The organism is Hippea sp. KM1, from assembly GCF_000526195.1.
Taxonomy (GTDB): domain Bacteria; phylum Campylobacterota_A; class Desulfurellia; order Desulfurellales; family Hippeaceae; genus Hippea.
In genome coordinates, this window is sequence record NZ_JAFP01000001.1 from 664,321 (window position 1) to 676,887 (window position 12,567).

General features: G+C 42.6%; 11 protein-coding genes. 8 read left to right on the top strand and 3 right to left on the bottom strand.

Features of this window, described 5'->3' with window-relative positions:
- Positions 1-125 precede the first annotated feature (125 nt).
- Genes D891_RS0103400 through D891_RS0103425 form a run of 6 tightly spaced genes read left to right on the top strand, consistent with a single transcriptional unit; the run spans position 126 to position 7,417 of the window.
- A complete protein-coding gene (locus tag D891_RS0103400; protein WP_025209629.1) occupies positions 126-1,067 on the top strand; it encodes a hypothetical protein in 942 nt (313 codons plus the stop codon).
- Positions 1,067-3,055 carry a hydantoinase/oxoprolinase family protein gene (locus D891_RS0103405; RefSeq protein ID WP_025209630.1) on the top strand — a complete coding sequence of 663 codons (1,989 nt, stop codon included), beginning with the start codon at positions 1,067-1,069 and terminating at the stop codon, positions 3,053-3,055. The genes D891_RS0103400 and D891_RS0103405 overlap by 1 nt, the downstream gene beginning before the upstream one ends.
- Positions 3,045-4,616, top strand: coding sequence for a hydantoinase B/oxoprolinase family protein (locus tag D891_RS0103410; protein WP_025209631.1), 1,572 nt, complete (start codon positions 3,045-3,047; stop codon positions 4,614-4,616). Before D891_RS0103405 ends, D891_RS0103410 begins: the two co-directional genes overlap by 11 nt.
- Positions 4,617-4,629: 13 nt before the next feature.
- Entirely contained in the window at positions 4,630-5,607 is a 978-nt protein-coding gene (locus D891_RS0103415) for a TRAP transporter substrate-binding protein (RefSeq protein ID WP_025209632.1), read from the top strand.
- Positions 5,607-6,086 carry a TRAP transporter small permease subunit gene (locus tag D891_RS0103420; protein WP_025209633.1) on the top strand — a complete coding sequence of 160 codons (480 nt, stop codon included), beginning with the start codon at positions 5,607-5,609 and terminating at the stop codon, positions 6,084-6,086. The genes D891_RS0103415 and D891_RS0103420 overlap by 1 nt, the downstream gene beginning before the upstream one ends.
- Complete coding sequence (locus tag D891_RS0103425) at positions 6,083-7,417, top strand: TRAP transporter large permease (protein WP_025209634.1); 1,335 nt, start codon at positions 6,083-6,085, stop codon at positions 7,415-7,417. The genes D891_RS0103420 and D891_RS0103425 overlap by 4 nt, the downstream gene beginning before the upstream one ends.
- Here D891_RS0103425 and D891_RS0103430 read toward each other — a convergent pair whose 3' ends face one another.
- The 3 genes from D891_RS0103430 to D891_RS0103440 are packed head-to-tail and all read right to left on the bottom strand — an operon-like array spanning position 7,418 to position 10,027.
- Positions 7,418-8,227, bottom strand: a complete 810-nt coding sequence (locus D891_RS0103430; protein ID WP_025209635.1) for a Dam family site-specific DNA-(adenine-N6)-methyltransferase — start codon at positions 8,225-8,227, stop codon at positions 7,418-7,420.
- Positions 8,224-9,114: a DpnII family type II restriction endonuclease gene (locus D891_RS0103435; RefSeq protein WP_025209636.1), complete on the bottom strand. Its 891-nt coding sequence runs from the start codon at positions 9,112-9,114 to the stop codon at positions 8,224-8,226. The genes D891_RS0103430 and D891_RS0103435 overlap by 4 nt, the downstream gene beginning before the upstream one ends.
- Positions 9,107-10,027 carry a TRM11 family SAM-dependent methyltransferase gene (locus tag D891_RS0103440; protein WP_025209637.1) on the bottom strand — a complete coding sequence of 307 codons (921 nt, stop codon included), beginning with the start codon at positions 10,025-10,027 and terminating at the stop codon, positions 9,107-9,109. The genes D891_RS0103435 and D891_RS0103440 overlap by 8 nt, the downstream gene beginning before the upstream one ends.
- Before the next feature lie 143 nt (positions 10,028-10,170).
- On the opposite strand from D891_RS0103440, the gene D891_RS0103445 reads away from it, so the two are divergent.
- Positions 10,171-10,890 (top strand): SIR2 family NAD-dependent protein deacylase, encoded by a 720-nt coding sequence (locus D891_RS0103445; RefSeq protein ID WP_025209638.1) that lies wholly within the window; start codon positions 10,171-10,173, stop codon positions 10,888-10,890.
- Between the two features lies 1 nt (position 10,891).
- Positions 10,892-12,559, top strand: coding sequence for a glutamine--tRNA ligase/YqeY domain fusion protein (locus D891_RS0103450; protein WP_025209639.1), 1,668 nt, complete (start codon positions 10,892-10,894; stop codon positions 12,557-12,559).
- Positions 12,560-12,567 lie beyond the last annotated feature (8 nt).

A 12,567-nucleotide genomic window follows, 5' to 3' on the forward strand; every position in this document is an offset into this window, starting at 1 on the left:
TTTTTTAGGAAAAATAGGCATGTTTGCCCTTTTGGCAAGTGTCAAATTAAATTAGGGATCATATAAAGGTTAGTCTGTTTGATTTTTCTTGACAACTGCTAATTTATTTTTAAAATGAAGTTAATATGTGTGATGAAGTTAAATTGAATATCGATCGGTTTTTCATAAAACACGAGATAGTTAAATTGAAGTTAATTTTAAAGGCCATAGAAAACCCGCAGCTTAAGCTCCCGCCGGCTAAAGAGATAGCCCAGAGCGACCGTGTCAGTGAGTTGACGGTTAAGAAGGTGGAAAAGGAGCTGGTGCAGAAGGGGTATCTTGTTAGCAACAAGAAGGGTGGAACAAGGACGACGGCCAAGTTCACCAAACAGCAGATTTCTGAATTTATAAGCTCTAAAGAGGCCTTCAAGGGGTCTGTTGAGTCTTTGCTTAAAAACGGCTTTAGCGAAGAGGATATATTGTCGTTGGTTTACGATGTTATATCCAATGCCAAAAGGAGCCAATCCAATGTGATCTATACGGAAAAGGACGAATCCATCGCCATATTTGCCAAGTCCCAGATAGAGGATTTTATAGAGTGTAATGTGGTGTTTAAGCCGTTTGATACACTGAAAAGTGAGCTTTCCAACAGGGCTATAGACAATAAGATCATCGTTGCACCGTTTTTCTGCTCCCCGCAGCTTGAGCCTTTTGTCTATGAGGGTGTTAGGCTTGTTCCTTTGAGGGCGACACACCCGCTTGAGGGTTTTGCCGATAACGATGAGATACCCTTTGGCAGCAGGATCTTCTATATAGCGGCCTCAAGGATGGATAAGGAAAACTCCATTAGTGTCTATCAGGATGTGCTTAAGGATAAATACAGGCTTTACATATACACACAGGATGAGATTTTGGTGAATCGCCACTTTTTGGGTTTTGCAGATATGGTGGTTGGATATAGCTGGGTCATCAAGAACAACTATTTTCTGTTTAAGAATATGAAGGTGATAAGCAGGGATAGGTTTTGCGATAGTGAAGGTATGAGGATGATTAAATATTTGGTCGATCACTTATCGGAGGATAATTGATGGAGATTATAGGTGTCGATACGGGCGGTACATTTACCGATTTTATTTACAAGACCCAGGACGGCAAGTGGGGCGTTTATAAGCTGCTTTCCACACCGTCCAATCCTGCTGAGGCCGTTTTAGAGGGGATTAAGCACATAGTCAAGGGCGATAAATTCAAGGTTGTCCATGGCTCAACCGTTGCTACCAATGCAATATTGGAAAGAAAGGGCGCCTATACGGCCTTTATAACGAATAAGGGTTTTGAGGATGTCATAGAGATAGGCAGGCAGAATAGGGAGAGGCTCTATGATCTGTTTTACAAAAGGGAAGAGCCGCTTGTGGCCTCGGAGTTGAGGTTTGGCCTTTCCTGCAGGGTTAGCTCAAAGGGTGAGATAGTTGAGGATATTGACGATGAGGAGCTTGAGAGCCTGGTTAAAAAGCTTGAGGATGCAAAGGCGGAATCGGTAGCCGTCTGTTTCTTGTTTTCCTATTTGAATCCAGAACACGAGAAGAGGGTGAAATCGGCTATTGAGAGGTTAAATCTGCCCGTATCCCTATCACATCAGATATTGGCCGAATTCAGGGAGTATGAGAGGGCATCAACGACCATAATCAACGCCTATGTCTCGCCAAAAATGAAACGCTACCTTTACAACATCATGGATGAGCTTAAGGATAATGAATTAAGGATAATGCAATCAAACGGTGGGAGTATCTCGGCCCAAACCGCATCGGAGGAGTCTGTCAGGACGATTTTATCAGGGCCTGCAGGCGGTGCTGTCGGTGCTTTTGAGATAGGCAAGATGGCGGGCTATTCTAAGCTCATTACATTCGACATGGGCGGGACATCCACCGATGTGTCGCTAATAGATTCTAAACTACCCTTAACCTTTGAATCGGAGATCGGCGGTTTTCCCGTTAAGGTGCCGATGATCGACATACATACCGTTGGAGCAGGCGGTGGCTCCATTGCCTATTTAGATACAGGCGGCTCATTAAGGGTTGGCCCAGAGAGCGCCGGGGCTGATCCAGGGCCTATATGTTATGGAAAGGGCGAGAGGATAACCGTAACGGATGCCAATCTCTATTTAGGCAGATTGGTGCCTGAGTTCTTCTTGGGCGGTAATATGAGGCTTGATAAGGATAGGCTAAACAAATACTTCTCCATGATGGCAAGAGAGCTCAATATGGATGAGATAGAGCTGGCAGAGGGCATCCTGACCGTGGCAAATGCATCGATGGAGAGGGCGATAAGGGTGATCTCTGTGGATAGGGGCTATGACCCGAGGGAATTTGTGCTGTTCTCCTTTGGCGGTGCAGGCGGAATGCATGCTGCCTTTTTGGCGAGGCTATTGAGGATTCCCAAGGTATTTGTTCCTAAGAATCCCGGAATACTGTCGGCCATAGGCATGTTGATGGCTGATGTTATTAAGGATTACTCCCTAACCGTTATGCTGAAAGCAGAAGATACGAATTATGAGGAGTTGAATGCCGCATTCGACCCGCTGGTTGAAAAGGGGCTTGAGGATTTAAAGAACGAGGGAATCGAAAAGAGGGTCAGGATAGAGAAGTATCTGGATATGAGGTATCTTGGGCAATCCTATGAGATAGTTGTGCCGTTTGAGGAGGATTACTTAAATTCATTCCACAACCTCCATCGGAAGCTTTACGGCTATGCAGACATAAGCAAGAGGGTTGAGATAGTCAACATAAGGCTTAGGGCTATAGGCATACCGTCAAAGCCGAACTTTAGTCCGATGCGTTGCGGCTCTTTTAGGCTGAAAGATGAGGCTGTTTTGGGTTATAGGGATGTGGTGTTTGATGGTAAGTTTTACAAAACGGCTGTGATAGATAGGGATAAATTAACCTGCGGCAATGTTATTGAGGGGCCTGCCATTGTAGTTGAATACTCATCCACCATTGTTTTACCCTTCTATTCAAAGGCGGTTGTGGACAAATACGGTAATCTCATAATTGACATTGAAGGGGCAAAAGATGAAGGTTAATCCTATACTCCTTGAGGTGTTTAAGAATAAGTTGTCCTCGGTGGCCGATGAGATGGGGGTTTCTTTAAACAGGACGGCTTTCTCTGCAAATATAAAGGAAAGAAGGGACTTCTCATGCGCTGTATTTGATGAAAATGGCGACATGATAGCCCAGGCTGCCCACATACCGGTGCATCTTGGCTCTATGCCTATGTCTGTTAAGGCGGCAATATCGGAGTTTGACTTCAAGGAAGGGGATATGGTGGTCTTAAACGACCCGTTCAAGGGCGGCACGCACCTGCCCGATATAACCATCGTTGCCGGGGTTTTTGTTGAGGGTGAAGAGAAACCGGTTTTCTATGTGGCGAACAGGGCTCATCATGCCGATGTGGGTGGTATGAGTTCCGGTTCGATGCCCCTATCGAGCAGCATATTCCAGGAGGGTGTGATAATCCCGCCGCTAAAACTCGTTGAAAACGGCCAGATAAACGAAAGCGTGTTCAAGCTGTTTTTAAACAATGTAAGGACACCGTATGAAAGGGAAGGGGATTTTAAGGCCCAGATAATGGCAAACCTGACCGGTATTAAGCGAATCAAGGAGATGATAGAGAAGTACACCTTACAAACCGTTAGGTTCTATGCAAAGGAGCTTATGGATTACTCAGAAAGGATAATGAGAAAGACGATCTTGAAAATACCGGATGGGACATACTCATTTGTGGATTTTTTAGACGATGATGGAATTGAGAGGCAGAACATAAAGATACAGCTGGATTTGACCATAGATGGGGATGAGGCAACCCTGGATTTTACAAAATCGGACGATCAGGTCTCAGGCAGCGTAAATGCCGTATATGCCATAACGCTTTCTGCGGCTTTGTATGTGTTCAGGTGTTTGGTTGAACAGAACATACCCACCAATGCCGGCTGTTTAAGGCCGCTGAGGCTTATAACCAGAAAGGGCAGTATTGTCGATGCCGTCTTTCCCTCCGCCGTTGCCGGTGGCAATGTGGAGACATCCCAGAGGATAGTCGATGTAATCCTGGGTGCCCTCTCAAAGGCAATACCGGAGAAGATACCGGCTGCAAGCCAGGGGACTATGAACAACATAGCCATCGGCGGCATCAATGAGCTAAACGGTGAACCGTTTGCCTATTATGAGACATTGGGCGGTGGCATGGGTGCATCAAGCAGACACCACGGCGAAAGCGCCATACACTCCCATATGACCAACACACTCAATACACCCATTGAGGCTTTGGAATACAGCTATCCTTTTAGGGTTAGGCAGTATTCTATAAGGAGGGGTTCAGGTGGCAGGGGTGCCTTCTGTGGTGGAGATGGGCTTGTTAGGGAGATAGAGCTGCTCAATAAGGCTGAGATTACCGTTTTATCCGAGAGAAGGCGGCTTTCGCCTTACGGTCTTGAGGGTGGAGAGGCCGGCAAGAGGGGCAGGAATATAATCATAAGGGATTCAAAGGAGATGGAGATGCCACCCAAGTTTACCATGAAGCTAAATAAGGGTGATATTGTCAGGATAGAAACACCGGGCGGTGGCGGCTATTTTAAGCCAAAGAAGTGATTGGGAGGTGTTTATGAGGTTTTTTAGGTTGTTTGTTGTTGTGTTGGCCGTTTTGATTGTTAGCGGCTTTTCGCATGCAAAGGTCATCAAGATGAATCTAAACTGCATCTATGGGCCAAACAGTATCCACACAAAGGGCGCTGTTAGGTTTGCTGAGCTTGTGAAGAAATACACAAACGGCAGCGTTGTTATTACGGTTTATCCCGGTGGCAGCTTAGGGTTTAAGGGTCCTGAGCTTCTGCGTGTTGTTAGGGATGGGCAGGTTCCTATGTCCGATATTTTGATGGGTGTGGTCTCAGGCAGTGAGCATGTGTTTGGCGTAAGTTCCCTGCCCAAGCTGGTTAATTCTTACAAAGAGGCCTACAAGCTGTATCAGGCGTTTAAGCCGCTGTATGAGAAGGCTGCCTTGAAGTGGAATCAGAAGTTTCTGTATGCCGCCCCGTGGCCACCGAGCGGTTTGGTTACAAAGGTTAAGATTGAGACGGCTAAGGATCTGAAGGGTTTAAAGATTAGAACATACGACAAAAACGGTGCGAAGTTTTTAAGGATATTGGGGGCAAATGCCGTATCCATGCCCTGGGGTGAGGTGTATTCGGCCCTAAGAACAAACCTTATAAACGGCGTTTTGACCAGTGCAGAATCGACCAAGAACGGTAAATTCTGGGAGGTCTTGAAGTATTTTTCACCGATAAACTATGCCTATCCCCTGAATATGGTGACCATAAACCTGGATTACTGGAAGGCTTTAGATAAAAAGCAACAAGAGGCCGTCCTGAAGGCAGCTAAAGAGACCGAAGAATACCAGTGGGCTTACTCTGAGAGGATAAACAACGAGGATTTGAAGATTATAAGGGAGCACGGCATGGTTGTTAACGAGCCTACAGAGGAGTTTGAGAAACAGATGGAGAAGGCCTCAAAGCAGTTGGTGGATGAGTTCTTAGAAAAGGCATCACCCTCTGAGAAGAAGATCCTTAAAGAATTTATCAAGTAATGATTGAGAGGCTTACCGGTTGGATAGATAGGCTAAGCGATCTGTTTGCCTATCTATCCGCCCTTTTTCTAATTGTCATTATAGTTCTGATCGTTTCCAATATAGCCCTTATGGGCCTGTTTAATAAGTCGATCATGATTACCGATGAGTATTCTGCCTATATGTTTGCCGCCTTTGTTATGTTTTCTATCTCCTATACACTCAAAGAAGACGGGCATATAAGGATAACGGTTCTGACATCCAAGCTTCCTGAAGGGTTGCAGAGGGTGTTTGGTTTGGTTGTTAAGGCTATAGCATTGGCTCTGGTTGTATATATGTTTTACTATTCATGCCTGATGGTCTATCAGGCCTATGTCTATCAGATGAGGGCCGATACGGTTGCACAGACACTGCTGTGGATACCTCAATTGTGTATGCCTGTGGGCTTTTTTATTTTGGCTTTGCAGTTGATTTCTGAGATTTTGAAGGTGTTTAGATGATATCCGATCCGTTAACCCTTCTAATTGTCATGGTTATAATCCTATTTGCGTTCCTTCTGTCGGGTCTATGGATAGGTTTTTCGCTCTTTGCAACGGGTGTGGCAACGATGCTGCTTTACGATTTCACCTTGCCGCCAACCATCTCTATATGGTCCAAAATCGGGGGGCTGCTTGCCAACTCCTCCTGGAATAGCTTAGATTCCTGGTCTTTGGTTGCTCTTCCCTTGTTTGTATTTATGGGAGAGATACTTTATCACACCGATATATCGAATAAGCTATTCAATGGGCTTCTGCCGTGGTTTTCAAAGATACCGGGGAGGCTTTTGCATCTCAATGTGGTTGCATGTTCTATGTTTGCCGCTGTATCGGGCTCATCTGCAGCCACAACGGCAACGGTTGGCAAGATTACCTTAAACGAACTCCAAAAAAGGGGTTATTCGAAGAGTTTGTCTGTCGGCTCATTGGCCGGTGCTGGAACGCTTGGTTTTTTGATACCGCCCAGCCTGATAATGATAATCTACGGGGTGATGTCTAATGTCTCCATAGGTAAGCTGTTTATAGCAGGGATTATACCCGGCTTAATGCTCGGTGGCTTGTATTCTTTGTATATCATGGTTGTATCACTGATAAAGCCGGATGTTGTGCCCAAAGATAATGAGCGGTTTAGTCTTAGGGACAGGCTTGTTGCGCTTAAAGACATAATGCCTGTATTTTTGCTGATCGTGCTTGTTTTGGGCAGCATCTATCTTGGTTTTGCAACACCAACGGAGGCTGCAGCCTTGGGCGTTGTGGGTGCTTTATCTCTGGCTGCGGCGTTTAGGAATCTAACATGGGATAACTTTAAGCTGTCGGTAAAGAATTCCATAAAAACCACAGTCATGATAGCCTTTATCATGATGGGCGCTGCATTTTTATCTCAGGTTGCCGGCTTTAGTGGCATAACAAGGGCCTTGAGCCTCTATGTTGCACAATCTCACCTAAGCCCTTACCAGCTCCTTGTAATTGTGGGTTTTATGTATCTTCTGCTCGGCGCTATCTTAGACGGCGTTTCTATGGTTGTTATGACAACGCCTATAATATTGCCCATAATGCAGCAGGCGGGCTTTGAAGCCTTGTGGTTTGGAATATTCTTGGTGATTATGGTGGAACTTGCCCAGATTACGCCACCTGTTGGATTTAGCCTGTTTGTTATTGAGGGTATATCCAACGAAAAGGTGGGGAATATCATAAAATACAGCTTCCCGTTCTTTTTGATTATGATCTTTGTGGTTGTAATCCTTGCCCTTTTTCCTGAGGTTGTTTACTTTCTGCCTTCGCATATGATTAGGTGATTAACCGAACACAGCAAGAATTTCCGGTGCTTTAGATCTATTTTTCCCATTGCAACTGATTGATCTTCTAACATCAAATGTGATTATCTTGGATGCATTTTTGTAATAGTGTTGGGTGAAAGTAGTGTTGTGATTGCTTATTAAAACAAAGACGCCTTTTTTACTAATAGATTCTGATATGCTAACCAATCTTATTTGATCTTTCTGGGTAAAACCTCCAGATGAGTAATCTGTAAAGTTTGCTGTTTCTGATAGTGGAACATAGGGCGGGTCGCAATATACAACATCACCTTTTTGTGCCATCATCATGGTTTTTTCGAAATCTTGACATAAAAAAGTTGTCTTACTTTTGTTTATTTTCTCGATAAAACCTATTAACTCTTTTTCAGGGAAGTATGGTTTTCTATATTTACCGAAGGGTGTATTGAACTTTCCTTGCTTGTTGTATCTGCATAGTCCGTTGTAAGCGTGGCGGTTAAGATATATGAAAAGAGCTGCTTTTAAATAACCGTCTTTTGTATTGTTGAATTCATCTCTTAGTTTATAATACATCTCGGGTGTGTTGTTTTCTTGGGTAAAGAGGGTTTTTGTGAAATCTATAAAGTCGTATTTATGTTTACTTATAACAATGTATAGATTGATAAGATCTTCGTTTGAGTCTGCTAAAATGTATTCTTTGTAATCCGTATTTAGAAAAACAGCACCTGCCCCTACAAACGGTTCAATAAGTCTATCCCCTTTGGGTAGTAGTGGCAATATTTTATCAAGTATTTTATATTTATTACCGGCCCATTTTAAAAAAGGTTTCATGTGTTTATTGATTTTAATATTTTCGGTATTTTGTCTATCATTTTAAAATTCAATACCCATTCCATTTCTTTCATTGCTCTTAAAAGGGGCTCTTTCATGCTATTCCATGCTGGTCCGTCAGTTACCCATATGAAATTTATTTTAAGTTCTTTGGCTATTCTGTGCATTTTAGGATAGCTTTCAGCAATTGATATTGGTTTGCTTCCTTGAGTGTTATAGAAACTGCATTCTATTATTGCAATGGGTTTTTTATCTAAGTATATGACTATGTCGTGATTTTTTGCTTTTTTTAGTTTTTTGTTTAACAGTATGGGGTAGAGAGAAAGATTGGGGTCGTGCTCTATTATTTTATACCTTTTATCTATAATTTTATTGAGCTTATATGCTACCATTTTTTCAAATATAGCGCCGCTTCTGTTTTTTCTGGCATTTGTGTCCATGCCGACTTCAACCCCGAGCAAATAGTCGTAAAGATCGCTGATTTTTTCGAATAAGCTTAGTATGCCAGTTTTTTCGCAGAATTTTACTATTAATTCTTTATTTAAATTTTGAGTATTAAAGGTTAAAGTTAGGAATTTATCTAAATCTGTATCGAATACCTCTATTTTACCCTTTTTAAGCCTCTCTGCTATTAATATGGGTATTATTTGTGCTGTTGACGGGTAATCTTCTAAAATTCTATATAAGTGTTTTGCTCTTTGATCTTTGGGCAGCTTTGCCAATGAGTTCATTAGAGAGATTTCATTTATGTATTTATCTAAAGACTTTTTTACCTTGTTCCAATCCACAAAATATTCGTAAGTTTTATTTGATGGTAGCAGTGTTTTGAAGAAAAAATTTGAAAAATCTTCAAATTTTTTAAATCCAAGTAAACTATAATTAATCATCTTTCCACAGCTTTGTGCTGAATCTATGTTTTTTTAGATCCTTTTCATTTTCCGGTTTTCTAAAGACAAAGATGTGTTCGTGGGCAATTAAAAAGAAATCATATTGTTTTGCTCTCCAATTTTCCCTTGTGGCTTTCATGTTCCATTGAATTTTAATAATATCCTCCTTTAAAATAAAGCCGCTGTTGAGAAATATTTCCATAATCATGTTTGATATTGGGATATAGTGTTTATGTTTTCTGGCATCACCAATCAATATTGAACATATTTTGCCAGGCTTTAGCACCCTGTAGGATTCTCTGGCTACTTCTTTCATGCCAGATATGTATTTCTTTAACGGCATTGATGATAGGTCTGACTCTATTTTCTTTTTTCTGCTATAGGATATTATATTTGCATAAGGTGGATGTGTGGCAATTAAATCTATGCTGTTATTGTCTATTTTATCAAGATTTCTGGCATCGCCCCAATAAGTTTTTATTATTGGTTCTCTGTAATCATTATGTACACTCGAATCACAGGAGAAGTTTAATCTGTCTCTACTGACCATGACAGCTTCTAAGTTGATGTCTATACCTATAGCATTTCTTTGTAATAGTTTTGCTTCTACCAGTGTGGTTCCGCTTCCCATCATTTGATCCAATACCCAATCGTTTTTTTCTGTATATTTTAGTATGAGATTTCTGGGTATATATGGAGACCAATTGCCTCTATAGTTGCCTCGATGGGTTGCCCATTTTCCTCTGTCTGGAAAACTCCAAACAGAGGTTCTTTCAGGTATATAATTTTCAGAGGGAGAGCAGTTGCTTATAATAACAAAATTACCCTCAAGTTTAACTGCAGAGTTTCCTATTACGACCTCTGAGTGGTTTTTTATAAACTCTAAATAGTCTTCTTGTTTTATTTCTCTCATATTTTTGCCAGTTTTCAAATAACTCCATCAGAATAAAAGTATATCATGAATAATTAAAAATCAAGGTTATATTGATAAGATGTGTCTTTACCTCCAAAGCCTTGTTTACTTTTGTGGTGTTTCTATGCTAAAATGGCATTGCTATGGATAGTCTCATTGAGAAAGCTAAAGAGAGGATAAAGAAGGCCGAAAGGCTTGTTGCTTTTACCGGTGCTGGTATATCCGTTGCAAGCGGCATACCGCCTTTTAGGGGGCCGTCGGGTCTTTGGAGCAAATACGACCCCTCCATCTTGGATATAGATTTTTTCTTCTCAAACCCCAGCAAGAGCTGGAAATACATAAAACAGATATTCTATGAATATCTCCTTAAGGATGTAAAACCCAACCCCGCCCATATAGCAATAGCAAAGCTTGCCTGTCCTGTAATAACGCAAAATATAGACAACCTCCATCAGGCGGCAGGCTCTAAAGATGTTATTGAATTCCACGGGACAGCACAAACACTTGTTTGTATGGATTGCTCCAAAAGATTCAATAGGGATAGGGTAGATCTTTCTGCGGATATTCCGCGATGCGATTGCGGGGGCATCTTAAAACCGGATTTTGTTTTCTTTGGTGAGCAGATCCCCAAGGATGCTTTGGAGAAATCCTTTATGCTTGCCCAGATTTGCGATGTTATGCTTGTTGTTGGCACAACGGGCCAGATAATGCCAGCAAGCCAGATTCCTTTCTTGGCCAAAAATAACGGTGCTTTTATCATAGAGATCAATCCAGACCCGTCTAATTATACGGGTGAGATTACCGATATATTCTTGCAGTATAAGGCTGAAGAGGTTTTGCCAAAACTCGTTGAAGGGGTGTGATATGGTCGATAAATCCTTGAATTTTATTGAGGAGATCATAGAAAACGACATAGATTCCGGCAAATACGAGGGTAGGGTGCACACACGGTTTCCGCCCGAGCCCAACGGTTATCTGCACATTGGCCATGCAAAATCCATATGCTTGAACTTCGGCCTGGCAGAGAAGTATAACGGAAAGTGCAATCTGAGGTTTGATGATACCAACCCTTTAAAGGAGGGTGAGGAGTTTGTTGAGTCCATAAAGAGGGATGTAAGGTGGCTGGGATTTGATTGGGAAGACAGGCTGTTTTTTGCCTCTGATTACTTTGAGAAGATGTATGAGTATGCGGTTAAATTGATAAAGATGGGCAAGGCCTATGTTTGCGATTTAACGCCGGATGAGATTAGGGAATATAGGGGCACACTAACAGAGCCAGGAAGGGAAAGCCCCTATAGAAACCGCTCCGTTGAGGAGAACCTGGATCTATTTGAGCGGATGAGAAACGGAGAATTTGAAGAGGGCTCAAAGACCTTAAGGGCTAAGATAGATATGTCCCATCCCAATTTGAATATGAGGGATCCTGTGATGTACAGGATCATCAAAAAGCCCCATTACAGGCAGGGCAAGAAGTGGTATATTTACCCCACTTACGATTGGGCGCACTGCCTTGAGGATTCCATAGAGCTTATAACCCACTCGCTCTGCACGCTTGAGTTTGCCGATCACAGAATACTCTATGAGTGGTTTTTAGATCAGCTTGGCATATACAAGCCACAGCAGATAGAGTTTGGCAGGCTCAATCTGACATACACCGTTTTGAGCAAGAGAAAACTCACGATCCTTGTTAAAGAGGGGTATGTAAACGGATGGGATGACCCGAGGATGCCAACGATTGCGGGCTTAAGAAGGAGGGGTTATACGCCTGAGGCTATAAGGGATTTTGTTGATAGAACGGGCGTTTCAAGAACCGACTCCGTTGTGGATTATGCCCTGCTTGAGCACTGCATCAGGGAGGATCTAAACAAAAAAGCCAACAGGGTTATGGCTGTTTTGGATCCTTTAAAGGTCGTTATAACCAACTATCCTGAGGATAGGGTTGAATGGCTCGATGCTGAAAACAATCCAGAGGATGAGAGTGCAGGCACAAGAAAGATTCCGTTCTGCAGGGAGATTTACATAGAAAGGGACGATTTCATGGAAAACCCCCCGAAGAAGTTTTTTAGGCTTGCACCGGGCAGGGAGGTGAGACTGAAACATGCCTATTACATCACCTGCAACGAGGTTGTAAAAAACGAAAACGGCAATATTGTTGAACTTAGGTGCACATACGATCCGGCCTCTAAGGGCGGATGGACAGAGGATGGCAGGAAGGTTAAGGGAACGCTCCACTGGGTAAGCGCAAGGCACTGCATAGATGCCCAGGTTAGGCTGTATGACCATCTGTTTGTTAAAGAGGACCCTGAAGAAGGTGATAATTTCTTGGATAACATAAATCCAAACTCACTTGTTGTGCTTGATAACTGCAAGGTTGAGCCTTCGCTAAAAGACGCCAGGGTTGGCGATAAGTTTCAGTTCTTAAGAAAGGGCTATTTCTGCGTGGATGAGGATTCAAAGGATGGAAGGTTGGTGTTCAACCGAACGGCGACCCTTAAGGATAGCTGGGCCAAGATTCAAAAGAAGTTAAGCTGAAAAAGAGG